This window comes from Novipirellula herctigrandis, from assembly GCA_007859835.1.
GTDB classification, from domain to species: Bacteria; Planctomycetota; Planctomycetia; order Pirellulales; family Pirellulaceae; genus Novipirellula_A; species Novipirellula_A herctigrandis.
Map to the genome: position 1 here is coordinate 2,564,635 of SJPJ01000001.1, position 24,556 is coordinate 2,589,190.

Sequence of the window (24,556 nt, forward strand, 5' to 3'; positions counted from 1 at the left end):
GATAACGATGCCACGCCTGCAAAAGGCGCTCGATGAGGTGCGAAGCGAACTTGATTCCTTTGGACTTTGGAACGAGCGTCTTGCCAACGTTGATGTATACCTTACTTGGATTGGCACCGCATACGGTTACCAGCTGTACCGAACAACTGGTCATATCGAGATTCCTGCGTTTTCCATGGATAGGCTGAGCGAAGTCGTTTTTGGAGGTCCGCGTCGTACACTTCGTGATCTGTTGCGGCATGAATACGGTCACGCGGTGGCAGACACGAATCGGGGATTATTTCGATCCCGCCAGTTTCGAGCTGCTTTCGGAACTCCGCACGACAGTTGTATCGAGTCGGAGTATTGTTCTTCGGTCCATGTTTCACACTACGCCGCTACGGATTCGAGTGAGGACTTCGCCGAGGTCTTCATGTATTTCCTGAAGCACAACGGTAGAATTCCAAAAAGACTCAAGACACACACCATTGAAGCAAAATGGTCTTTTATCAGTCGTCTCTGCAGGCAAATAGAAGAAGGAAAACGCAAATGGTAGTTCGGACTCACAAATCCAGACCAAGGCAGGCGAATTGATGGGTTTCTTCTTCGACTTCATTGCGTTGTATGTCCAGCACTTTTCGGCGATTGATCTCCTGATCGTGTCCTTGGGGATCGCTACGCTGGGATTTCAGCTTCAAGAGTGGCGGTTCTTGTCGGCGAACCAAGCGTTGATCAACAACCCTTTTCAGCACGCTCAGAAACGCGCTTATCGCGTGGTTCGGATCGCAACTTTGGCAATCGACGGATTTCCGCTGCTTGGATTGCTTGGAACAGTAGCTTCGCTGTTGGTCACTTTCGCAGGAATCAAAGGGAATCACGTCACGTCCAACATCATCGCGGATTTCGCTCCAGGACTTACATCAACGGTCAGCGGACTGCTTTGCTCATTGGCGAACTTGGTTTTCTTGCAATTGTGCTTGGCGCCAGCAGTGGAAGTCTTTCGTCGAAAGCGATCACACAATGGATGAAATGCTCGGAGGTCCACGGCTCGAAAAACGCATCATGCCACTGCTGGACGTGGCACTATCCCTCGTTGGCGTGTTGATCCTGATGGTTTCGATCAGCAATGAACAACGCGAATCCGGGGTCGAAGGTAACGTCGCAACCCTCATTGTTCTTGAAAACGGAAACGTCATGTTCGGTGACAGTATCCTCGCAACTACTGAATCCGGCGTCGACAAGGCAAAGTTTGAGAGGTTCTTTGAGGAACTGGAAACGCTCGACGCTCCATTGGTGCTGATGTACTACACACGGCCCTCAGACGAAGATCAGTCTGTTAACGCAGACGTTATTGCAACTTGTATAGGTACGATCGAAGCACGGGGCTTTAACCTTAAGGCGATCGGTCGCGATAAACCAGAAGGGGCTTCAGAATGAACGCATTAGAAGCAGCGGACATGGTGGACACTGCTGTCTCAGTTGGAATGCTGGCGCTGACAATTGGGTGTCCGGTCGCGGGTGTCACTTGGTTTGCCGCAAAGATGATGATTAAGCAGGGCGCTAAGATTGCGATCAAGCGTTATGCGTTAGGCGGCGTCGCAGGCGTGACAGCGACTGCAGCGGCATTCTTTGCGACCGGATCTGGTGAAGGAGACGGTTCCGCTGGCATCCCCTCGCTGGCTCCGCCCGGCATCCCTCAGGAAATGCTTGAAATGGATGCTTTGCAGCTTGTCGTTGAGCCAGATTCAAACGGTGACGACTCGGTGCGAATAGGTGAGAACATCGTTGAGAGAGACCAAATATTCATGCAGCTCTACCCGCTTGTCAGCTTCGGCAAGCTCACACGGGTCGAGTATAGGATTGACTTGCCAGGCAAGCAGCATGGTGAATGGAGCCTGTACATGAAAGAGATCGAGAGTAGTCTCGAGAACGTGAAGCCTAGCTTCGAGTTTGTCGAATCTTTGTCAGGGGATCGGCCAAATGAGTGAAGACTGCGAGATTCGGCGCATCATGTTTGTGGGCGCACAGCAGGCTGGTAAGACGACCATGATGTGCGGTTGGTTCCACCTCGCTAAATCGGTTTATGCTGCGGATCCAATCATGGAGTATGAGCAAACAGCCCAACTTCTTGAAACGTACCAGCGATATATTGATGCAGCCGTCGTTGATCCGACAAATCGTGGTGAAGTGACACGATCGCGGTTTCATTGTCAGCATCAACACCACAAATTTGATCTGGAATTGATCGATTACTCCGGCGAAGACATCAGTAGTAGCGCTAGCAAGTTCTTGCATAGCGCAGATGGCGAATCGCTTAATCCCCTCGAAGCTGGATTTGTAAGTGATTTGGAGAATGCGGATTGGATCATCATGGTTCATGATCCCCAGAGTATCGCTGAGGGCACGGCAGCTCAGGTGGTCGATTCGCTGTGGCTAGCCAAAGTTCTGCCACGCTTACTTTTCGCTGGTGGTGACGGGACGATTGCGAACGCAACAATTTATTTGTCGCGTGGAGACCAGGCGAGCCAAGACGTTATAGATCAAGCTGAATCAAGCTTGCGCGAAGCAATTCAGTCGTCAAACTTGGCGACGTTGCCTATCAAGTGTGGTAACGCCAAGGTTTGGGAGCAGAAAGAGCAAGCGGCACCGGAGCGGCATTTCGCCCAGTTTTTTGCGCAAACCATGCTGAGCGTACTTAACCGACCTGGTGCGGTGGTGTTACCGAAATTAAAGCAACAAAGGGTAGGACGTTGGGCTTATGTGTTCGCTGTAGTTGCGGCCATTTTATTCGCTTCAATCTGGATGTATTTGGAGAAGCCGACACCGCAAGATGACCCTAAATGGCAGGGATTGATTGCTGAACTCGATAACCTGGAAGATGGCGCGAACAATTCGATAGATTACACCAAGGCACAAAAGCTTGTCGTTGAGCTGGATCGAGTGGAGTCACGATTCAAGACGGATTTTCCATCGATAGATAGCCCAGAAGTATCGGGACGGATTGAAGACTTGCGTGCCGATTTGAACGCGATCGAAAAGCCGTCGGGAAGTGAGAAGATTGCCAGCGCAATTGTTGAACTGCGGAAGCTTCACGGTCCGAACCTGACGGCGTTCTACGTCGGGCTCGCTGAGTTGGCAAAGAAGGAGCGTATGAATGATGTGGCATGGCAGAAGGATGCGAGAGACGAATGGGAAGTGATTGAGAAGTTCTGTGAACAAGTGAGTGGAGGCGTCCCCGTGCAACTAGCTCATTCATCTTTTAAAGGTCCCTATTGGTGGACGAGCACGATTGGCGAGGACGATTTGAAGCTGGAAATCTGGCTCGCCGAGCCCGGCGACCCACAACCATTTGATGCCGATACCGACGAACTCGCTTCACTTGGGACCGATATTAAAGGATCAGTTCAATCGGGCGATGAGTACAGCGTGCGGTGGGCTGGTGCCGTCGCTGAACAGAGCAGCGAGAAGAACCTTGTTGTGAATATCAAGTTTGATACACAGGTCTGGGTCAGGCTGTATTCGTATGACTTTGACAACGAGACGCTCGAATTCGTGAAGGTCCCCCGTGACGGTCCTCTAGGACTCGATTGGTTCGATCGCTCGCAGTCTGTCCGGGTCAGTGATGACGCCTATAATCTTATCGTTAGGATCAGCACCGAGTTGAAAGTGCCAGCGGCCATCCAGGAAGCTTTCAAGAATTGAGCGGTTCATCGATGGCGGAAAAGGTTCTCTACGGACATTCATCTGGGGCAAACGGGAGCGGCTACCGGATTTTATCTCGGTCAGCGTCCGATAATCCTGTGAGCGACCTTGACGTGAACGCTTTAATTCAAAAGTTAAAGCTTCGTCCAGCAACCCTCGGCGAGGACATGGGCTGGTTCTGGCTTCCGTTTTCGGATCAGGCAAGGGTGCTCGCCGCTGCATTGGTCTGCACAAGTGAAAACGGGGTCCAAACCTTGCAGTTTCGCTTAGTGTTTTTCGGACTCGACGAGTGCGATCGATTTCACTGGCAGCCCTTTCATTTTCTTGCAGAAATGCGATCTCAGACGCGTTGGGAGGTTGGAGGCGACGGCGTGCTTCCCGGGCTTGTTCAAGGGTTGCCAGTAGAACCTTCGGTTGCCCACACAAATCCGTTCGAGTCATTCGCGATTGATTGGAAGGATTCAGCAACCGTGGCGGACAGAGTCCTGGCGGCATTCCTATCCAGTTGTCCTCTCAAAGATCGCCCCAGGATCGAGTTTCTCGCGCCAGAGCTAAGCGACCGCAACAATCCATTGATTGTGTATCGAGCCGGTTCCAGCCCAGGCTTGTCCTCCGCAAGAAATGAAAGCGATGTTTCTTCGCAACGCACCTTTGACTTGAAGACGGCGGTGTTATCCGGCGGAATTGCTTTGCTCTTGGGATTCGCGCTGTCATATGCTTTCTTAAAGACGAAGCTGGAAGAGAAAGATGCCCTGCTTGCTGACAGAGAGAGCGAGCTACGGCAGTATGAAGACAGTTCCGCTTTGCCAATTTCAACACCGGCGGTTCTTGACCCATCAAACACGAGCAGCAATCAAAGCGATGAGTTCGCCAAGTCGACATTGGCACAGCTGCGAACGCTTTTTGGTGAGCTATATTCAGAAAGCTTGTCGGCGGTGTCGGTTGATCAGGAAACGGCTCGCCTACTGCACTATCTCGACAACAAGGGTGCGTCAAACGACTACAGCGGTCTCCTTGCGAGCGGGCTGGAGAAGTGGATCGAAATCGAGGAACGACGCAATAGCGAGCAAGATCGCATTGCTGAGCAAGACCGGGCCGCAAAGCAACTGCACGAAACTCTCCTGGAATTGCGGAATCTGGTTGATGACGTTAACCGAAGATCGTTGCCGCGATCGGTTACGGCACCTGCGCGAGAGAAAACGGAACGAGAAACGGCTGAGGAAATCAACGCAACGATAGCAAAGATTGGCGAATTGGTTGAAACGCTTCGGGAACTAACGAATCGTTCCATAAATGGCGTCGACTCAACATCTGTTGAAAAAACGCAAACTCGATAAACTCAGGAACCATTCAGTATCTCACCCAACCAGTTTGCAGGCCAAGATGGGCGACATCAAGTTATTCAAGACAAACGGCGACTCCGTCAATCAATTGGAGGGGACATCGGTTGCGTTGGAAAAGTCACTGCAGGAACTAATCGAAAAACACCTCGACGTGTTTTGGGTGTTCGATTCTTGGCTACCGAATACTCGACCGGCAAGACTCACGCCGGTCGAATCGACACTCTTGGCATCGACGAGAACGGTTGCCCGGTCATCATCGAGTACGAACGGTCGACGAACGAGAACGTGATCAACCAGGGGCTTTTCTATCTTGATTGGTTGCTCGATCACAAAGCCGAGTTCGAGTTGCTGGTTTTGCGTACTTTCGGCCAGTCGATGGCGGACACAATCGAGTGGTCCGCTCCAAGACTGGTGTGCATTGCGGGTGACTTCACAAAATACGATCAGCATGCGGTTCAGCAGATCAATCGAAACATCGAACTGATCAAATACAAACGTTACGGAACGGAACTGCTTTTGCTGGATTTGGTTCATTCCGTGACGGCGGATGCGGGTAGCATCGAGCCAGTTGTCGATGTCGTCGGAGGCAAGTCGACAACGGTTTATAAGACAGTCACAGACCATCTGAGCTCCGCGAATGCATCGACCGTTGATCTTTACGAAGCATTGAAAGCGTTTTTGATGGGATTGGGCGATGACGTTCAGTTCAAAACACTGAAGTTCTATTTTGCGTTCAAGCGAATCAAGAATTTTGCGTGCGTAGAAGTTCGCAAGCAAACGGGCAAACTCCAAGTCTATGCCAAGGTCGATCCGGACACGGTGACTCTTGAGGAAGGGTTCACACGCGATGTCCGAGATATCGGACATTTCGGGACGGGGGATCTCGAAATCACGCTTGGTTCGATGGAGGATCTTGAACGAGCCAAACCTCTTCTCCTGCAAAGTTACGAAGATAGTTGATCGCTATTGAGCGACGTCTTCTTTGACGGTATCCATGCAACCGCATGAGCCTTGTGAGGCTCCTCGTAACCGTTGCCGTCTAGCGATCAGGTATGAGAGTTGCCGGTCTCGCCGAGTGATTGGCATTCGGCGAGAACGCGGCGGTGAGATTCGGGCATCAGAGGAATCAAGGTGTGACAAAGTCTCGGTAATCTTGGCCACAGGTGGCTTAGCCGCTTGAGGCCTGTGGGGTGCTTCTCGTAACGGAACTGAAACATTACCCGGCGAGCATGATTCGATCGTCAACCAGGAAACGTTTGACGAAGTGCAACGGCAAATCACGTCACGACAAACTCGCAGTTTTGAGACGGGCGAACGGAAGGCAAACCCGAGCGTGACACGGCGCTGCTGAGGGGTACCTTGATCTGCGGCCATTGCGACCGGCCGATGAGCACGAGTATCTCACAGAACGGTTCGATTCGTTATCTGTGCAATCGCTGTCGCTCGACCGCAGGCGGGCGTCCGCCCTGCGCGGGCGTAAACGTGCATCACTGTGAGTGAAACCCTGATCATCACGACCCTTGGTCAGCCCCACGCCAGCGATCCGGACGAGATGGCTGGGATCGACGAAGCCTGGAACAAGCTCGAAGAAGCCATGCAGAGAAATGCTACTGGCGACCATTCTTCGCCGAGTTATTTGGCACCATGCCGACCAAGAGATCACGCTTGACTTGATGGAAGACGCCACGGAGAGGATCGTGAACGCGAGCGGATTCGAGGTCGAGTAAGCAGAGAACGCTCTCCGTTTATCTTGGAGCGGCCGGCGGCTCATAAATTTTCTCTGTTTCTCTGTTTGGCATAACCCGGCGTTCTCTCGTGTTCTTCGGAGAGACCGGCTCTTCTTAGGGAGCAGCAAAATCCAGGATTTCAAAAACACAGTGTTTTGCGGGACCAAACCCTTTTCACGTAGTGACCGTCTGAGCGGTCGCTACGTTCGTTAACCCAGAGCGGCAGAGAAACGAAGAAACAAAGAAAACTGGCGCAGAGGGCCGAAATCAGCCCCGATCTCATAACCTAAGTAATGAGGCGGCCAGAGAAACGAAGAACGCGGCCGCGCGGCGGTGAATTTGCAAACAACGCGAAATACGGCGTAAAAACGAAAAAAGGCCGGCATGGAAACCATGCCAACCTTTTGTTCACTTCAGGGTCGGAAACGATTTTGATCGTTCCGAGAAGTTGCGGGAGCCGGATTCGAACCGACGACCTCGAGGTTATGAGCCTCGCGAGCTACCGGGCTGCTCCATCCCGCGGTGATGTTGTTCACCCGTCGCAACAATCGTGTCGCTCAACGCGTGAGGGCAGGAATATCGCAAACCGAGCCTATCCTGTCAACGCCCTGAACTGGGAACAATCCCCAAAATCTCTGTGGACGATTTTGCAGCGAATTCCAAAGGGGCCAATGGACTGCGAATATCGAGTTCCAGCCCCATTTCGTTTGTTTCCTGACGATGATTTCTCCGAGCTGGGATAATTGCTCCGAGCTGGAACGTACGAACTACGGCACTTCGCTCGATTGGCCGGCATGTTTGTCGCAACAAAAAATCTTTCAACGGTCGAATATCGCCCATTTATTCCAAAGCAATCCCGTTACTGCTCACCATCCTTTTCAATCGTAACGTCGACCCAAACCAATCGGTGGTCGCTTGCTCGGATCCACTTGGAACGTGAGTCTTGCGGAGCGGGCCAGAAGACGCCCGAATCGCTGACCTTCCATTGTGCACTTGGCAAACAATAGTCGACTCGCATACCGCCGTTGAACGCAGCGGTGGTGATCGAATCCGACACGACGGTTTTCCCTGCCGATTCTATCGCCGGTAACGCATGTGTCGGCGCGGGATCGGAAAGTCGAGGATGCGATTGCAATCGCTCGATGGCGTCTTGCTTGCCATCCCCTCGGTTCGCATCGGCGTTGAGGTCGCCGACAATTACAAACGAATCGGATGTTTTCAAACCACCTCGGCGGCCCTGGTCGTCGACCAAATAGTCACCAGCTCCGCCGTCAATGTAGTCAATCCAAAAGTGAATTTCATCGTGATTTCGACATCCGTTTCGGTCTTCTGGACCGTCAAAAACTGGAGGTGTTGGATGCGAAGCGAGTAGATGCACGGTGGAATCGCCAATCGCAATTGGCACGTCAACGTGATTCTTGCTCGACAGACGCAATAACTTCCAAACCGTGTCGTCGTAGTAAGGTTTGCTCGTATTGGGATCAACGGGCCTAAGTGCATTGGGCGTGTCCGACCACTTCCATTGTTGGAACGTGCGAATCGCGTCTTGATCGATCGGATAACGACTAAGAACCGCCATGGCGTATTGCCCAGGGTAAACGCCGTAGCCCCAAGCATCATTGGGGCCCGACAGTTTGCCATCGTTGTCGATGTCGATTGTTGAGTCCAATCCAGTATTGGTTGGCACACCATATCGGAAGGGATACTCCATCGCGCTGCAATTTTCCTGATCAACGGCCAAATACTTGTCCGCAAACAAATTGAGCGTCTTGTCGTCCGCGTCGAAATCAATTTCGTTCAGAAGGATGATATCAGGGCGAACCGTTTGGATCACGCTTGCCAAATTCTTCGCTTGCCTGTCATTGCCATCGGACAGACGCGATGCAACTTCGCCAGCCTGTTTCCCGTAAAGCGACAGATTGTACGTCGCAAATCGCACAACCTGATCGGCTTGCTGAGCTTCGGATTGGGGAGCATTCGAAAGAGCAATCATGAATGTCACTAGCAGAAGAAAGTTTGATTTCCAGATCATCGGTTTCTCACATAGCGGAATTGTCGAACTCAGTTTACTACCATTCAACTTGTTAGACACCGTCCCGTTGTTCGACACGGTTCCGCAATTACACACGGTCCCGCAATTGCCCATTGATGAATGGCGCAATCAGCCCCTGGGCTGGTCGGCTGAAATTTGCGGGTCAGTTCGCTCCAAACGAGCACCGCCCCCCCGGCCTTGAAAGCGAACAAAAAAACCGCGTTCGGTGGCTACTCGAGCGGCGCAAAAGGAAAAACCCCAACACTTCCGAAAAAAACCCCAACGCACCCAAACCCCGCATTCGAGACAAAAAAAGTGGTAAATTGCGGATATTCGCTTTCTTGGGGAGCTTGATCGCTTCGCAGGTATGGATTTGCGGCCTATCCTAGAGAGAAGCCCATGTGGGAAATTATGGGAAAACAGGCACTTGGGATTACATGACGCACGCGGATTACCAATCGGATTCTTCCCTGAATGACGCGCCAGGTCAGGGTGCATTTCAATCGTCCACGCCATCTTCCCCCCCTTCTGTGACACCACCTCCACCGGCGGGATCACCCGCCGCTTCAGAGTCGCTTCCGAAAGATCCGGTGAATGCGGCCCCTGCCACACCGCCAATTCCACCGCCACCACCGCCGCGATCGACATTGCCGCCGATCCGGCCGGCCGCCCCCATCACGTCCCAACCGCAACCGGTTAGTCCGACACCGAATGTTCCCTCAGGCATAGGTTCAGCAAAGTCGCTGCGGTGGCGTGACGAGATGCCGAAATTACAGGATCCTAAACCGACGCCTGCGGACGCATCCGGCCAGAGCGAAACCGATCCACATCCGGCTGAGAAAGAAGATTTCTTTTCGGAACAGACCATCAAACGATCAGCTCCTCCATGGTTGATCAGCACTGTTTTTCACTTGATGCTGCTATTGATACTTGCGTTAATCTCGACACCTGCCGGCAGTTCCCTTGGCGACTTGATGTTGGTGATCGGCAGCAGCGAGGGAACCGAGGAGGACGGGCTTACCGAGTTTTCCATTGACCCTAGTGATACCCCCGTACTTGCATCGGAAATTGAAACGGAATCGGAATCGGATGTCGATATCGCATCGATCTTTAATGAGATGAATCTGTCCGACACGAATGAGCTCGCCAGCATTGCGGTCGGCATCGGCCCGATGGTGGACGTTTCCACACCGATGTTCAATGGACGCAGCGGTGCGATGAAACGAACGCTATTGGCACTCTATGGCGGAACGGCGAAAACACAAGAAGCGGTTGAGTTGGGATTGGCATGGCTCAGTCGCAATCAATTGCCCAATGGTAGCTGGAGCATGCAAGGCCCGTATAGTGACGGGGCGGTAGCCGAAAACAAACCGGCCGCCACCGCGATGGCATTGCTTGCGTTTTTAGGCGATGGCAATACCCACCAAAGTGGCGACTACGCAAAGAATGTCGACAAGGGGATCAAGTGGTTGGTTCGCCAACAATCTCGCAGCGGCTTTATGGCCAAGGACGCAAGAGGACATGAACAAGCGTACGCACAAGCCCAGGCGACAATCGTGTTGTGTGAATTGTACGCTATGACCAAAGATTCATGGCTTCGCGATAGGGCACAATTAGCGATCGACTATGCCGAAGATGCTCAAGGGCACGAAGGGGGATGGCGGTATTATCCAAAATCCGATTCCGACACTTCGGTGACAGGTTGGTTCGTGATGGCGTTGCAAAGCGGCATCTCGGGCGGCCTCGATGTTGACCGCAACATTCTCTACAACGTCGAAGGCTACCTCGATGCAGCCCAACATTTCGAAGGAGCTGCGTACGGCTATCAAGCACGAAGCAATCCGAGTGCGGCGATGACGGCCGAAGGATTGTTGTGTCGACAATATCTTGGTTGGCCTCGTAATCATCCTGCGATGACCGAGGGGATCGATGCACTTCTCGATACAAACCCGTTCTCGATTCGCAATCGGGATGTTTACTATTGGTACTACGCCACGCAAATCATGCATCACTACGGGGGCAAACCGTGGAAGCAATGGAATTTAAGAATGCGATCGGAATTGCCAATGACGCAAGAAAAGCGAGGCCGGCAACAAGGCAGCTGGGACCCGCAAAGCGACGAATGGGGCAGTTCAGGACGACTGTACACAACCTGCTTGTCCCTTTACTGCCTGGAAGTCTACTACCGGCATATGCCGTTATACGCAGACTGGTCGAATGAGCAGTAGGCAAGTTCGTTAAGCCTCTCGTTGGACTTTAACCGCTCTTACATTGCTCACGAGCTTGCTTAACCTGAACGACTGCGGTGTCGCGATCTTGGCTCACACAGGTCAAGTGCCCCATCTTTCGACCTCGCTTGGCTTGCTGTTTACCGTACAAATGCAAACTCACGCCGGGCACGTCATAGACGCGATTCCATGGTGGCGAGCTGCCATCGGCAGGCCATAAATCGCCAAGCAAATTAGCCATCGCTGCGGCGTTCGAAACGAGTGACGTATCTCCGAGCGGCAATCCGCAAACAGCTCGTACGTGCTGCTCGAATTGACTAGTGTGACACCCTTCAATCGTTAAGTGACCGGAATTGTGCGGCCTCGGCGCGACTTCGTTGATCAACACCTCCCCACTGCCATCCGATTCACTGCCATCCGATTCACCACAGACAAACATTTCGACACATAGCAGTCCCACCACATCCAGCGCCACGGCTGCACCGATCGCAATCTGGTTGGCTCGTCGCGTCAAGTCATCACCAATCGATGCGGGGACCATCGTCACGTCAAGAATATGATTAACGTGGTCGTTTTCAAAAACGGGAAACGTCGAAGTTCTGCCATCGCGTGTCCGCGCCACGATCACAGAGACTTCACGGTCGAACGGGATCAACTTTTCAGCAACCCATTGGGAACACGACGCCCAATCGACTTGCTTGGCATCGTCGATCGACCCGATCCGATGTTGCCCCTTGCCATCGTAGCCACTGCGGACCGTTTTTAGGATGAGTGGAAAACCCACCTTGGCCGATGCGGTTTCAAGTGAATCGAGATCGGTCACTTCGGCAAACGGAGCGACAGGCAACCCCGATTTTTGGAGTGTTGTTTTTTCAAGCAGACGATCCTGTGCCGTTGCCAATACGTCTGCAGAAGGATACGTCGGGGCAAACCGTTGACATTCCGCAATCGTCTCCGCGGGAATATTTTCGAACTCAAGCGTGATCACGTCACACTGGCTGGCGAATTGATCGACCGCCTTTTTGTCATCAAGTTTTCCGGTCACACAACCATGTGCGACTTGCGGTGCTGGCTCATCGATCGATTCGCAAAACACGATCACCCGATAGCCCATCCGCGAAGCGGCCATGGCAAACATACGTCCAAGTTGGCCACCACCGACCATCCCAATCGTACCACCGGGCAGGACCATTCTCGGTGCGACTTGCGGTGATTTGCTCATCTACAGCTCCGCCGACTCGAGGACCGCCGCGGTTTGTTTGGCGACAAAGTCATCAAGTCGCTTGGCAAGGGAAGGGTCCGATAGTGCCAAGATTCGAGCGGCCATAATCCCTGCATTTTTGGCACCGGATTTTCCGATCGACATGGTTGCCACTGGAATACCGCCGGGCATTTGGACAATCGAAAGTAGCGAATCAAGTCCTTGCAGAGCACGGGATTGTACGGGCACTCCGATCACCGGCAAATTCGTTTCCGAAGCGACCATTCCCGGCAAATGGGCGGCACCCCCGGCACCAGCGATGATGACTTTTAACCCGCGTTCAGCCGCCGAAGTCGCGTAGGCGACCATACGTGCGGGTGTTCGGTGAGCGGAAACGACAAGCCGTTCGTTAGGGATTTTCAATTCATCGAGGACATCCGCTGCCGCAGCCATGGTAACCCAGTCATTACGACTGCCCATGATTACACCCACGAGGGCATCGGTCGGTTCAAAAAGGTTTTCATTATTCATTCAACCGTTTTAGTTTTTCAGTTGCGAGGAAACAAGGAGTGATGGTGATTGCTTGTTGTGAAACGACACCGAAGACCGTATCCTTAGAGGGCTAACCCCGAAAATTTGAGTGAGTCGCTGGTCGATCGCCGCGGGTATCGGCGAACCGTATTTTCCGCGACAATACCGGCGGCTAGCGTCTTGCCGCTCACTTAGGAAAGTATCCGAAATTGCCGTATCCCGCTCCCAACGAACGATTCGTTTCAGTTGACACTGTTGACGTCAATGGATCTCTCGGACAACCTGGCGATGCTGTTCTTGGCCGCGTTCGCCGATCGGCTGCAAACGTGTTAGGCGACAGTTCGACGGGTCGTGAAGTCTTAGAGCTTTGCGACGAGCATGCTCAAGCCCGCCAGATGATTTTGGAAGATCGCAGCAGCGGGGCAACGGTCGTGGCGGTGGTCGGAGCGACCGGACAAGGCAAATCGTGGCTGATACGCCAATTGGTCAAGAAATCATCGATCGCAGCAGTTATCCGAAGCGGCAACAATTCAGACGAAGCAACCGAAAAGCTCGTATGGATCGGCCCAAGCCCGCCAGCCGACTTGGATTCACGATTCGAACATTACCTGCATTGCGATTCTGCTCAGATGCAATCCGTCGGAATGCCATACATGTTGGTCGACGCCCCAGGATCTACCGATGATCGTCGATCGATCGCGGGTGTAGCTTCACGGGCGTTATCCCTCGCATCGGTCATCTTGTTGGTGGTTCGCCGAGACCAATTGCGCAGCGAAGCCGTGGGGATGTTAGCCGAAGCGAGTGAGGGGAGCGTGGTGATCCCCGTGATCAATGCGATCCGCGAACAGGATTCGCTACTCGATTCCGATAGCGAAGCGTTCACCCGTCGGATGCGAGAATTGGCGCCAACGAGCGTGATTGCCCCTGCGATCTTGATCGACGATTTTGAAATCGAAGGGCGAACCGAAGACGCAGTCGGCAAGAGTGCTGCAACCAAAGTCGCATCGCGGCTTGAGGAAGAGCTGGGTCAACTTTGGGAAGGTGACCGTCGCCGCAGCACCCGGTTGGCGGCATTAGACGCCCGCTTTCGTGCAGCACTACACGGTGTGATGAGTGATCAATTGCCCGGTCTGACATCCGCCGTGCGGCGGTTGAACCGCGAGGCGACCGAGATTCCGACGCAGGTCGCAGAAACTCTCGTTGGCAGTGGCGGCCCGTTGCGGGCTGCGGTGCGAGCGAGATTGCGTTTAGCATTGTTATCAGAAACGGGTTCGATTTGGTTTCCTTATCGATCGTTACTTGGAGTATTGAATTTGACTCATGGAGCGTGGGATCGCGTCATGATTTCGTTGTCGGGTTCGCTTCCATCATTGGTCGGAGCGATTTGGACAAGTACAAAGAATTTGACCGCTCAGCAGGGAGCCGAACAAGATATCCGCGAGGGACTTCGCAAACGGAGCGCCGCGGCGGTTGCCGACCGACTAGGACCCTTGGCGTCTCGATTTCGCCGAGAACTATCAGAGCTACGCAAACAGCGGCCGGCTACAACGGGCATGATAGCGAGCGATGAACAAGATTCGCGAACTCAAGTGGCCTATTTGGCTGGTATCGACGCGTTACAAGAAATGTCACAGCGAATTTTTGACGAGGAAGTCGATCGTGTTTCGGTCTCACGATTGACTACGACATTATGTGCCATGATCGCGACGCTGATTTTTTGGGTACTGATGGCTGGTCCGGTGGTCGCTTTGTATCGCGGCTATTTTGACGCTAGCTTCCTGACGCTACGACACATGCAGGGTGATTTGGAGAGTTTTCCGAGGCCCGACTTGGCGATGATGCTGACCAGTTTACTGCTATCGATCTTGCCGACGGCACTGTTTTCGATGCTAGTACTTTCCATTGCCCAAAGCCGCGGACGTGTGCGACAAGCCGAAGAACGAATCCGAGGCAAACATGACTTGGCCATCCATCATTTGCAAACCGAAGGCGTCTTGCGGTTAAAGTGGGACGATCCGCTGCTAGCCGATGCCGAATTCCTGCTATCGGTCGGGGCTGAACAACGCGACAATGAAACAGAGGAAACGAATTAGTCATGGATGTTTCTACGATCAACCTCGGCTTCATGACCTTGATCGCCCAGGCTGAAACAGCCGTTGCCGCCGAGCCGGCGGGATGGTTCGATATCATCCTCAGTGGTGGCGTGGTCGGACTATTGATTTTGTTGGTGCTGTTCGCATTGAGTATCACGGCAACTTACTTGGTCTTTGATCAAGTAATGACACTAAGGCGAAAAGAGATTTCACCCGACGGGGTCAGTGACGCCGTTCGACAATCGCTGCTAAATGGCCGCGTGGCGGAAGCGGATGCCGCGTGCAGGCGAGAACCAAGCGTGTTGAGCGTGGTGTTGTTGTCGGGACTCAGCGAGCTTGAATTCGGTTGGCGTGAAGTGGAAAAGGGAGTCGAGGATTCACTGGCCGAGCAATCGGCGAGACTGATGCGACGGATCGAATACCTTTCGGTGATTGGAAACATCGCTCCTATGGTGGGGCTACTTGGGACCGTTACCGGTATGATCTTCGCATTCCAACAAGTCGCCACGACGCGCGGTGCCGCCGGTGCAGGCGATTTAGCCGAGGGCATTTATCAAGCGCTCGTTACCACGGTCGGCGGATTGATCGTTGCAATCCCGTCGCTTGCCGCATACGCGATTTGCCGCAACCGCGTCGATTCGTTGATCGCTCAAGTCGCGTATCAGTCGCAACACGCCCTTGCACCAATCAAACGGCGTCCAACCGCGCGAACGCGGCCACCAAAATAGACTCCCATTGCGTGTGCGCTACGCTAACCTACGCGGCCGCTTTTACCGGCGTCTGAGCGTTTGCCGCTGATTGGGCGATCACTTCTTCGGCTAGCGATTGATAGTCGATCGCGCCGTTGCTGCCCGGCGCGTACTGGAAAATCGATTGACCGAAACTTGGCGCTTCCGCCAAACGGATGTTTCGCCGAATCCGCGTGTCAAAGAACTTCGCATTACGGAAGAATTCTCGCGAGTCTTTTCCCGCTTCGAAAAAGTCAGTAATGTCGGTACTGACTTCGGCGGCCAGACGCGTGTTCGAATCGTACATGCAAAGCATCACACCCGAAAGTCGCAAACGTTCGTTCAAGCGACGCGAAACCACTTCGACAGTACGTAGCAATTTGCTGAGTCCGTGAAGCGCCAAAAAGTGAGGCTGCAGGGGCAAGAAGACTTCGTTTACCGCAACCAATGCATTGACAGTCAAAACCCCTAAACTTGGAGGACAATCAAGAATCATGTAGTCGTATTGCTCGTCGTTGTCTTGAAATTTGTCGCGCAAGATCATTTCGCGACCGACTTCGCCTGCAAGTTCAAGTTCGGCTGCGGCAAGATCCAAGTTCGAAGGGATCACGCAGAGCTTGTCGTTGATCCGACGACGAGCTTGGCCGATCGAAGCATCGCCACAAAGAACTTCGTACATACTCGGTTCACCATCGACAGCAGCGATGCCCAGGTGTAACGACGCATGAGCTTGTGGATCGAGATCGACTAGGCAAACGCGGTGCCCTGAATCGGCTAAGGCTGCCGCCAAATTCACCGCGCTAGTGGTCTTGCCCACACCACCTTTTTGATTGATTACGGCGATCGATCGCATTGTCTCTATCCTTTGTTGGGTGAGTCAACTTCTGAGGTTGGCTGTGACCATTGGCGAAAATCCAATCCAATGGAAACACGGCTCATAATTAGGCCGCTTCTTGACGGCGAAGATGGTGGTAGGCCAGTAGTACTTCATAGAGGTCGGCGTCGATGCGAACGTCGTCGGTGGCGAAGTCTTCTAACCAGTTACGATTGGTTTTGGCTGCGTCCATGATCAATGGAACAAATTCCTTGAGGGAAACGGATACCGTTTTGGCTGGCGAAAGCCCCGTCAATCGGTCAAGCTCGCGTTCTTGGCGAGTGGGATTCGCTTGGCGGGTCGAATCGGTGCAATAGGGAGCAATTCGGAGTTTCGATTCGGGCATCTGTTTCTAGCTAGTCGGGGTGAATCGAGCGGCATGACCGCACAAAAACGAGTTGGGAGAAACGCGTCGGAGATACAACTACACGGTTTGGTTGTCGCCCGTCTAGAGAACTCTCACTTTCAACGTATCGACTTTTCCGGTTAGGGAACTTGAGACGAAAGTAAGGATTTTAGGGGTGATGTTGGGGCAGAACCGGGCCTAGCGTGCTCAAATGGCGGTTATCCGGCCAGTTTAGCTATTTTGCTTTTGCACCCACTTGTCTTCAAACTTCTCTTGCATACACCCCCCATGAACAAATACAAATCCGTTTTCCTGGTATTGATGCTTCTTTTTCTACCCCTCATCATCTGTGCTGTCGGTGAAAAAAATGCTTACGCTCAAACTGCGTTTCCCACTCTGCCGCCGGTACTTCTTCAAATGATCCGCGATGACACAGTTCATCAGGATTTAGGAATCAGCGAATCGCAAATTCAAGAAATCCGTGGTGTCTTGGTCGACGTCGATGGACCGTGGTTCCGCGCTCGAATCCAACCGGCGAAAGAACAGCAGGAGATCATCAACGCGATGACGACCCAGTTGCAGACCCGGTTGAAAACGATATTGACCCCCGAGCAACAAACTCGGCTGACGCAATTGCAACGACAAGCACTTGGATCGCGAATGGTTCTACGAAACGATCTGCGAGATACGCTTGAAATTTCGGATAGCCAACTAACCGAATTCGTGGAAAGCTTCAAGGAAACGGACAAGCGATCCAATGAGCTCCAACAATCGCTCAGTAAAGGCGAATTGACGGCGGACGAGGTACAAAAAGAACTCGGCGAATTGCAGGCGAACGAACGCCAGTCGTTTGTCGACGTACTGACGACCAAACAGCGCTCTAGTATCGGAGCATTAACAGGAAAACCGTTTTCATTTGCTTCCGTTCAACGAACCTATCCACTTGCACCCGAGCTAGTCGATGACGGAGTGACGTGGATTCAGGGTACACCGGTAAAGCTAGCCGATTTGAGAGGCAAAGTCGTTGCCTTGCATTTCTATGCGTTTCAGTGCATCAATTGCCGACGCAATTTGCCGCACTATTCAGCTTGGCATACCGATTACGCCGACAAAGGTTTGGTCGTCATTGGAATCCAACGTCCGGAAACCTCCACCGAACGAGACATCAGCGCCGTGCGTGCAGCGGCGAAAAAGGAAGGCATCGAGTATCCCGTTTTAATGGACTTAGAGTCGTCCAATTGGGATGCGTGGGGCAATACGATGTGGCCAACCGTCTATTTGATCGACAAAAAAGGATTCATCCGCCGATGGTGGCAAGGCGAAATGAATTGGCAAGGAACCGAAGGAGAAAAGGACATGCGGCAATCGGTTGAACAGTTACTCGGCTCGTAAACGCAGCATTGTTAAAACGTTTATGCTGGTCGTAAGCCTCGACGAATCGATCGCCCAGGTCGGAAAATCGCAATTCGATCCCCGGCTTTCGAAGCCTCCTAGAAACCGAGTACACTTACACATCCCTTGATTCTGGTAAGCCCGTTTCGCTTTGGAGTTCCCTTCGCACCGATGTCTACCCATTTTGATCGTCTGCAAAACAGCCTCTGCCTGGTCACCGGCGGTGCAGGATTTATCGGATCCCACCTAGTCGATGCGCTCCGAAATGCGGGGGCGACGGTTCGTGTCCTCGATAATTTTAGCACGGGATTTGAACACAACCTTGCCCATACAACCTCGGACAAAAAGATTGAAGTGATACGCGGCGATGCGTCCAACGCCAAAGATGTCAAAAAGGCGATGCAGGACGTCGACTACGTTTTCCATCACGCTGCAATGGCGAGTGTGCCGCGAAGTATGCGGGAACCAGCTCTTTGCCATGCCTGGTGCACAACGAGCACTGTCGAATTGTTACAAGCGGCTGCGTCGGGTGGTGCCAAACGTTTTGTGTTAGCCTCGACCAGTGCCGCGTACGGCGATTCACCCTTCGTTTCCAAACGAGAAAGCGATCCAACATCCCCTCTTTCGCCATACGCCGCAGCGAAGCTTGCCGCCGAAGCCTATTGCCAATCATTCAACCATAGCTTTGACATCGAAACGGTCGTATTGAGGTACTTCAATGTCTTTGGGCCCCGGCAAGATCCCCAGAGTGAATACAGTGCGGTGATCCCTCGGTTCGTTGCCAAGATTCTATCGAGCGAACAGCCGATCATTTATGGAGATGGCGAGCAGTCACGGGATTTTGTCTTTGTCGGCGATGTGGCCAAAGCAAATTTGTTGGCTGCGACCACGCCAGGTGCCCAAGGAGGAACATTCAACATCGGGCGAGGAGAACGAACTTCGCTGTTGACGCTCCTTTCGCTGCTTCGTTCGATCCTAGGCCAAGGCATCGATCCGATTCATGAACCGGCACGAGTCGGCGACGTGCGAGATTCACTAGCGGATATTAACGTGGCAAGAACGCGGCTAGGGTTCGAACCTGATGTGAGTATCGAAGAGGGCTTGCGGCAGAGCGTCGATTATTACCGCAGCATCGTTGAGTAAGACATCGGTCCCGGTTTATTTCGTCGCCCTTCGCAGAACGACAGACAACACGGCATCACGAACTCGATTGAACAGCGGCCCCTTGGCAACTGGATCCGGAACCTGCGGTGCAGCCATAACAATGGCGCCCCGTCGCAATGCTTCGCTGCGCTAACTTTTCGATGTCGAAATCAAAAATCGTTTGCGCTGCGCTCGGTTCAACCCCCAACTTAAGCATTTGGTTGAAGTCGCAATCAAATAATCGCCCTTGCCAATCAACCGACACCATTGTGTGACACATCGCATGGTCAGCCGCGATCGGATTGAAAGCTTCGACTAACGTTTCCATGTAAGTGTCATAACTCCCCAAGCGGAGCAACTCATCAAGAAACCGGCTGATCGGTAAATTCGCGATCGTAAATAACTGAGAAAACTCGACCCCATAACGTTTTTTCAATTCGGTGCGGTAGGTGGCCTCGAGTTCATCTTGCGAAGGCGGTAGTGAAGCACCGACGGGGTTGTAAACCAACGTCAGCAATCGAGAAGAGTTTGGCTTGCCAAAACCGAGCTGATTCAACCGCTTCAATGCGGCGATCGAACGGGTGAACACGCCGTCGCCCCGTTGGGCATCGCAGTTTTCTTCCAAGTAGCAGGGCAACGAGGCGACAATTTCGACCTCGTTCTCAGCGAGAAATTCGGGCAAATCCGTAAACCCTTTGGCCATCAGTATCGTCAAATTACAACGATCAATTACGCGCCGACCGAGCAACCGAGCTTGTTCGACCAAAAATCGAAAATTCGGATTCATCTCAGGAGCGCCACCGGTAATATCGAGTAACGGGATATCGTTTTTTTTCAGCACATCGATGATCGCTTCGGCGGTTTCACGCGACATGCTTTCGCGACGATCAGGCCCCGCATCAACATGACAATGCGTACAAGTTTGGTTGCAGACCTTACCTACGTTGATTTGCATCACTTCGATGCCCCTCGCAACGAATGCATTGCGGTCGTGCTGGAGAAGCGAATCACCAAACGTTTTCAGTGCAGCGGATCTTTCGCCTTCTAGCACTTCGCGTTGGCGAGCGGGTTGCGAGAGAGAGCTTCCTTGACGTAGTAGGCTTAACTGCATTTAAAATCCGTAAGGTTTGAGTGCGCCCGGTTCTAAGTAAATTGCCCGTGCATCATCCAAGTGGCATGTGCGTCCGCAGTCTTTGTTGTAGCGATATCTCGGTAGATCCACCACCATCGGCCATTGGCGGTTTCGACACGGTAGTAGTCTCGCCGAATCGACGGCCCCTTCCACCATCCGGTTTCAATCCGCTCAGGACCCCACACTGCCACGATCCGAAAGGTTTGGTTACGAAATCGAACGACCGAGGGTACGTCGCCGGATTGAGCCGACGGAGGAGCCAAGGAAGTCAACAAAAGCGGGTTCGCAAAAATAGTTAAAGGCCGCCGCATTGCATCATCGCGAGATGGCAATGTGTTTATCGTCATCGATTCATTTCGATCATCGGTTGCCTCTTTTTTATTTTGATGGCGGAAACCCTTTTGGTTTGGGCGTGTCCTGCTGCGACTTTTCGATTTCCCACCTATTGATGTGGAACCTATCGCAGAAAATCCCGTCATAGGGTAAACCGAATAGGCGTTTTCGGGGAGCGAATCGGTTTCGCTTTCCACACTCAAAACTGCGTCACGTCCCAACCGTCCACTGAGTGAATCCACCAACCGTGAAACTGACGATCCGCCGAAGGAATGCGAAGAGCACACGTGATCGTTGGCGTCGTCAAACAATCCGCTCTGAACACTTCGAAGTGGTGAAGTCAAAGGAATTGATAACATCAACGTGACAACATTGGATGGGATACGGAAGTTTTCGAATCGGGATGACAACAACGAAAGAAGGTGTTTCGTATCTTGGCTCGGTGCGAACAATCCAATCACGATATTTAACGGCGGGTGGGCCGCAAGGCCCAGGCGACATAGCAGACTTAATGCCCCATGTTTGCGTGTCGCCAATCCCGCCCCTATTTCCTCCATCATCCACTCGATCCGATGAAGCAAGATCTCGCGATCATCGGTGGGATACTCAAGTTCATGTGAACAACAAATTTCGGGTTCATCGTGATGAACATTGATCGGCTCGTCGATCTCGTCCATCGCTTGGCTAATTCGCGTGACAACGTTTTTCCCCAAGCGTGTTGCCAAACCGCCACGAGGTAAGCGAAGCAATTGATCGACACGCTCGATTCCCAATCGATCAAGCGTTGCCACCGTTGCTAGATCAAGCCTCAGCGATTCAACCGGAAGTGGCCCTAGTGAAGTAGCCGGATCATCAACAACTTCGATTGCGGCAGCGCCAAAGTGAGCCATTGCCCATGCAGCCGACACACTCGGTGCGATCGCAATGCGAGCGTGCAGTGAAGCATCCGAAAGAAATTTTGAGGTCGCTTCGAGCAATCCCTGTTCGCCACCAAACAAATGCTCTACACCCGAAACATCACACAGTAACGATTCGGGTTGATGACGAGGGAAACCGGCCCATGGATATTTTTCGAGCGGTTCGATCGCAACCAATGGTGCGATATGGCTTTGTAGTTTTGCGGCAAGTGCAACCAGATCTTGATAGTCGACGTACGGATCATGCGGCAAGACATTCAGTTGCGGCCCTATTTCTTCATCAGCATGTTGTTCGTCAACTTGCTGACTTCGATGTTGGATCAATTGATTCGCTTGGATCAGTGGCATCCCGATTCGGATGCCCATCATCGATGCATGACGACAGCATGCGATCACCGTTCGTCCGCGACGTGAATCATCAGCCCACAGAACCGTGAACGAACTTGGCTTGTGCTCGTTTTGGCTATGCCCGTTTTTGGTTGCCAGTGCCCGCTCGCTTGGCTCTCGCAGCGACAAACTTTGGATGGGCCAATTGGGAAGCCAGATGCACAGCAGCCGTTTCATGTTGATTCTCGCCATGTTGATTCTGGCTCTGTTGGTTTTTGGACGGAACCATTACTTCGAGTAGCCGAGCTTGAGCATCGATTTGCAACCAAACGCTATGCCGCCGCTGAGCATGACCATCACCATGACCATCACCATGACCATCACCATGACCATCACCATGACCATCACCATGACCACTCGCACCGCGACCACGATCGAGGGTGACTCGCATTGGTGAGTTGGCATAATCGAAATGGCCCGCTGAGTGTACGGAGTTTTCCAAGCGCCGACCTGCCACCCGTTGAACCCGCAAGCGAACATCCGCAAAACTGGCTTGGCCACGTACTTCGCTCGGACGCACCAACAAGCCCGTCGTCCGCCCTGCTTCGGCCGCCAATTGAAAACGTCTGGCGTCACGATCATCAAGCCGCCTATCGACCATTGACCAAACAGCCGCGACCGCTTCGCAACGCAACGCTTGGTCGATCGCCCATACCATATCGCGATGCGATTTCGGGCGAACCAAAATCATCCGCTCGCAAGGAATCCCCAACGCCACCGCAGCGGGTGGGTAAAAGGAATGATTCGAGTCGACGATCACGACGGGACCAGCTGGTTGATGAAGCCGCAAACAATTCGCGGCCACCACGATCGACAAGGCGGCTGCGCCATAACCGCCGGAATCGGCAATCCATTCCGTTACCGCGTCGGCGCGAAGGCCTCCTTGCAACAATTTTTGGTCGATAGCGTCACAGCCGGTCGAGAGTGATTTTTTGACCGTTGATTCCGATCCGGTGACACATTTCGCCTTGACCCGCAATTGTCGCAGCATTGCTTCACGATCGGGCAGTTGATCCAGCGGTTGATTCGATTCGGGCGTTGAATTCGTATCGCATGATTCGCAGGGCGACACAGCGGCTTGCTGCACAGACACAGCGGCTTGCTGCACAGACACAGCGGTTTGCTGCACAGACACAGCCGACCCGACCGATCTTAGCGTCGCGGGCCGCTTTGGTTTTACGGGGACCGCTACTTCTGCAACCGGTACAGCAACTTCCATGAATCCAAATGTTTGCTGGACGGTCACGTTTAAGATATCCCTCGACTACAATAAAACCCTGCTGCTAAGGATCGTTTTCGGCGGTCAGCCAAGCGGACCATGAGCCAGAAACCGACGCAGCAAAAACGAATGCCTCCAATCCATGCTATCATTTGCTAGCAAAGGTGGGTAGCATCTTTTTCAGCAAATGAATTCAGTGAGAATGAACGGATGATGCAAAAAATACGTTGGTTTCTGTTGGTTTTGGGCGTCACCGTGGCGTTGGTGACTGCCCTTTGGAACAACGGCCCGGTAACAATCAACTTTCCGTTTTTTCATCGCGAACTTCCTCTTTCGCTGCTGATTTTGACATCGGTTGCCTGTGGTTTTCTGCTCGGCGCGATGACGACCTACTCGATGTTGCGGTCACACAAAAAAGCCACCCCAAAGCTGAAAAAGCCATCGAAAAGCAGCGAAAAAGAGGCCGCCACCCCACCTCCCGATCTGACCAAGGAAGATACGACCAAGGAATTCGCGTCCGACCAACCCGCTGCGAAACCGTAAGCTACTTGGCCCGGCGTTGCCCCTGAACGGCCCGGCGTTGCCCCTGAGCGGCCCGGCGTTGGGCGACCATGTCGTAACGCATCAACACCAAACGAGCCAAATCACCCATATGATTAAGTCCTTGCGGAGGCTCTTCGACCCGTGGGGTTGGCATTACCGCCGATGTCGCAGCAGCTGATGTCGCAGCAGCCGATGTCGCAGCAGCCGATGTCGCAGCAACTGGCGTTCGTCCGCTGGCGGGAACGATACCGGTGGTGAAAGAAACCGCCGGGGAAGTGACCGAAACCGGTGAGTCGAAAAGCATCAATTGGGTCATCGAACTTGATTCCGTAGGAGAGGGATGGGAACGAAAAGAATCGTGTGAAATGATTTGGGAAACCAAAACATTGCCGAGTGATCAATCACTCAGGTACGATCATTGTTCGCGACCCCTGTGACACGTCTGGTCACACGGAAAATAGAAAACAAGAATTTTTGGGAAAAAGCTTTTTGGGGTGATGCCTGCTTGATGCATTGATACACCAGAAAAAGGGCGACGAAAGTTAGATTCCCCAAAAGGCTGGCGGCACGATTGACCCAAATAAAAAAGGGAACAAGCATTTAGCTTGTTCCCTTCATTTTTTATTTTTCAATTTTCGACCGTTTAGGCCGATTCGGACTAAGTCGTTCGGGCTTAGTAGCGATCGCCACCGCGACCGCCGCCGCC

General features: G+C 52.8%; 25 protein-coding genes and 1 tRNA gene. 15 read left to right on the forward strand and 11 right to left on the reverse strand.

All coding sequences use genetic code 11. From position 1 onward, the window contains the following. Window positions 1-7 precede the first annotated feature (7 nt). From CA13_RS09500 to CA13_RS34960, 9 genes are all read left to right on the forward strand, one after another. On the forward strand, window positions 8-535 hold the full coding sequence (locus CA13_RS09500) for a hypothetical protein (RefSeq protein WP_146395832.1): 528 nt from the start codon (window positions 8-10) through the stop codon (window positions 533-535). A gap of 37 nt (window positions 536-572) precedes the next feature. After that, entirely contained in the window at window positions 573-1,007 is a 435-nt protein-coding gene (locus tag CA13_RS09505; protein WP_146395834.1) for a MotA/TolQ/ExbB proton channel family protein, read from the forward strand. Further along, window positions 1,000-1,416 carry a hypothetical protein gene (locus CA13_RS09510; protein WP_146395836.1) on the forward strand — a complete coding sequence of 139 codons (417 nt, stop codon included), beginning with the start codon at window positions 1,000-1,002 and terminating at the stop codon, window positions 1,414-1,416. Before CA13_RS09505 ends, CA13_RS09510 begins: the two co-directional genes overlap by 8 nt. Further along, window positions 1,413-1,967 carry a hypothetical protein gene (locus CA13_RS09515; protein WP_146395838.1) on the forward strand — a complete coding sequence of 185 codons (555 nt, stop codon included), beginning with the start codon at window positions 1,413-1,415 and terminating at the stop codon, window positions 1,965-1,967. Before CA13_RS09510 ends, CA13_RS09515 begins: the two co-directional genes overlap by 4 nt. Continuing rightward, on the forward strand, window positions 1,960-3,681 hold the full coding sequence (locus CA13_RS09520) for a hypothetical protein (protein WP_146395840.1): 1,722 nt from the start codon (window positions 1,960-1,962) through the stop codon (window positions 3,679-3,681). The genes CA13_RS09515 and CA13_RS09520 overlap by 8 nt, the downstream gene beginning before the upstream one ends. A gap of 98 nt (window positions 3,682-3,779) precedes the next feature. After that, the gene (locus tag CA13_RS09525) at window positions 3,780-5,018 is read left to right on the forward strand and encodes a hypothetical protein (RefSeq protein WP_146395842.1); all 1,239 of its coding nucleotides are present in this window, start codon (window positions 3,780-3,782) and stop codon (window positions 5,016-5,018) included. A 177-nt stretch (window positions 5,019-5,195) separates the two neighbouring features. Continuing rightward, on the forward strand, window positions 5,196-5,984 hold the full coding sequence (locus CA13_RS09530; RefSeq protein ID WP_473087452.1) for a DUF5655 domain-containing protein: 789 nt from the start codon (window positions 5,196-5,198) through the stop codon (window positions 5,982-5,984). Window positions 5,985-6,371: 387 nt separating this feature from the next. Then, window positions 6,372-6,524, forward strand: coding sequence for a hypothetical protein (locus tag CA13_RS09535; protein ID WP_419195101.1), 153 nt, complete (start codon window positions 6,372-6,374; stop codon window positions 6,522-6,524). Window positions 6,525-6,628: 104 nt separating this feature from the next. Further along, window positions 6,629-6,751: a hypothetical protein gene (locus CA13_RS34960; RefSeq protein WP_419194125.1), complete on the forward strand. Its 123-nt coding sequence runs from the start codon at window positions 6,629-6,631 to the stop codon at window positions 6,749-6,751. Window positions 6,752-7,199: 448 nt separating this feature from the next. On the opposite strand, the gene CA13_RS09540 is transcribed toward CA13_RS34960, so the two are convergent. From CA13_RS09540 to CA13_RS09550, 3 genes are all read right to left on the reverse strand, one after another. Next, a tRNA-Met gene (locus CA13_RS09540) sits at window positions 7,200-7,273 on the reverse strand. Window positions 7,274-7,610: 337 nt separating this feature from the next. After that, entirely contained in the window at window positions 7,611-8,783 is a 1,173-nt protein-coding gene (locus CA13_RS09545) for an endonuclease/exonuclease/phosphatase family protein (protein ID WP_419194126.1), read from the reverse strand. 499 nt (window positions 8,784-9,282) lie between these two features. Then, window positions 9,283-9,510 (reverse strand): hypothetical protein, encoded by a 228-nt coding sequence (locus CA13_RS09550; RefSeq protein WP_146395846.1) that lies wholly within the window; start codon window positions 9,508-9,510, stop codon window positions 9,283-9,285. Between the two features lie 34 nt (window positions 9,511-9,544). On the opposite strand from CA13_RS09550, the gene CA13_RS09555 reads away from it, so the two are divergent. Further along, the gene (locus CA13_RS09555; protein WP_146395848.1) at window positions 9,545-11,011 is read left to right on the forward strand and encodes a prenyltransferase/squalene oxidase repeat-containing protein; all 1,467 of its coding nucleotides are present in this window, start codon (window positions 9,545-9,547) and stop codon (window positions 11,009-11,011) included. Between the two features lie 28 nt (window positions 11,012-11,039). Here CA13_RS09555 and CA13_RS09560 read toward each other — a convergent pair whose 3' ends face one another. Then, window positions 11,040-12,233, reverse strand: coding sequence for a 5-(carboxyamino)imidazole ribonucleotide synthase (locus CA13_RS09560; protein WP_146395850.1), 1,194 nt, complete (start codon window positions 12,231-12,233; stop codon window positions 11,040-11,042). After that, complete coding sequence (gene purE, locus CA13_RS09565) at window positions 12,234-12,743, reverse strand: 5-(carboxyamino)imidazole ribonucleotide mutase (protein WP_146395852.1); 510 nt, start codon at window positions 12,741-12,743, stop codon at window positions 12,234-12,236. 209 nt (window positions 12,744-12,952) lie between these two features. Between purE and CA13_RS09570 the strand changes: the two genes are divergently transcribed. Further along, complete coding sequence (locus CA13_RS09570) at window positions 12,953-14,836, forward strand: GTPase (RefSeq protein WP_146395854.1); 1,884 nt, start codon at window positions 12,953-12,955, stop codon at window positions 14,834-14,836. 2 nt (window positions 14,837-14,838) lie between these two features. After that, window positions 14,839-15,564, forward strand: coding sequence for a MotA/TolQ/ExbB proton channel family protein (locus CA13_RS09575; RefSeq protein ID WP_146395856.1), 726 nt, complete (start codon window positions 14,839-14,841; stop codon window positions 15,562-15,564). Between the two features lie 28 nt (window positions 15,565-15,592). Here CA13_RS09575 and CA13_RS09580 read toward each other — a convergent pair whose 3' ends face one another. After that, complete coding sequence (locus CA13_RS09580) at window positions 15,593-16,417, reverse strand: ParA family protein (RefSeq protein WP_146395858.1); 825 nt, start codon at window positions 16,415-16,417, stop codon at window positions 15,593-15,595. An 88-nt stretch (window positions 16,418-16,505) separates the two neighbouring features. Next, the gene (locus CA13_RS09585; protein ID WP_419194127.1) at window positions 16,506-16,784 is read right to left on the reverse strand and encodes a hypothetical protein; all 279 of its coding nucleotides are present in this window, start codon (window positions 16,782-16,784) and stop codon (window positions 16,506-16,508) included. Between the two features lie 288 nt (window positions 16,785-17,072). On the opposite strand from CA13_RS09585, the gene CA13_RS09590 reads away from it, so the two are divergent. Both CA13_RS09590 and CA13_RS09595 read left to right on the forward strand, forming a co-directional pair. Beyond that, complete coding sequence (locus CA13_RS09590) at window positions 17,073-18,176, forward strand: redoxin domain-containing protein (protein WP_419194128.1); 1,104 nt, start codon at window positions 17,073-17,075, stop codon at window positions 18,174-18,176. A 171-nt stretch (window positions 18,177-18,347) separates the two neighbouring features. Then, window positions 18,348-19,319, forward strand: a complete 972-nt coding sequence (locus tag CA13_RS09595) for an NAD-dependent epimerase/dehydratase family protein (protein WP_146395861.1) — start codon at window positions 18,348-18,350, stop codon at window positions 19,317-19,319. Between the two features lie 55 nt (window positions 19,320-19,374). On the opposite strand, the gene arsS is transcribed toward CA13_RS09595, so the two are convergent. Genes arsS through CA13_RS09610 form a run of 3 tightly spaced genes read right to left on the reverse strand, consistent with a single transcriptional unit; the run spans window position 19,375 to window position 23,334 of the window. Next, window positions 19,375-20,430 carry an arsenosugar biosynthesis radical SAM (seleno)protein ArsS gene (gene arsS, locus CA13_RS09600; RefSeq protein ID WP_146395863.1) on the reverse strand — a complete coding sequence of 352 codons (1,056 nt, stop codon included), beginning with the start codon at window positions 20,428-20,430 and terminating at the stop codon, window positions 19,375-19,377. 32 nt (window positions 20,431-20,462) lie between these two features. Further along, the gene (locus CA13_RS09605; RefSeq protein WP_146395865.1) at window positions 20,463-22,265 is read right to left on the reverse strand and encodes a Y-family DNA polymerase; all 1,803 of its coding nucleotides are present in this window, start codon (window positions 22,263-22,265) and stop codon (window positions 20,463-20,465) included. After that, window positions 22,165-23,334 carry an ImuA family protein gene (locus tag CA13_RS09610; RefSeq protein ID WP_146395867.1) on the reverse strand — a complete coding sequence of 390 codons (1,170 nt, stop codon included), beginning with the start codon at window positions 23,332-23,334 and terminating at the stop codon, window positions 22,165-22,167. The genes CA13_RS09605 and CA13_RS09610 overlap by 101 nt, the downstream gene beginning before the upstream one ends. A gap of 183 nt (window positions 23,335-23,517) precedes the next feature. On the opposite strand from CA13_RS09610, the gene CA13_RS09615 reads away from it, so the two are divergent. Further along, complete coding sequence (locus tag CA13_RS09615) at window positions 23,518-23,850, forward strand: LapA family protein (protein ID WP_146395869.1); 333 nt, start codon at window positions 23,518-23,520, stop codon at window positions 23,848-23,850. Window position 23,851: 1 nt separating this feature from the next. On the opposite strand, the gene CA13_RS09620 is transcribed toward CA13_RS09615, so the two are convergent. Continuing rightward, window positions 23,852-24,166: a hypothetical protein gene (locus CA13_RS09620; RefSeq protein ID WP_146395871.1), complete on the reverse strand. Its 315-nt coding sequence runs from the start codon at window positions 24,164-24,166 to the stop codon at window positions 23,852-23,854. Window positions 24,167-24,556: the final 390 nt, after the last annotated feature.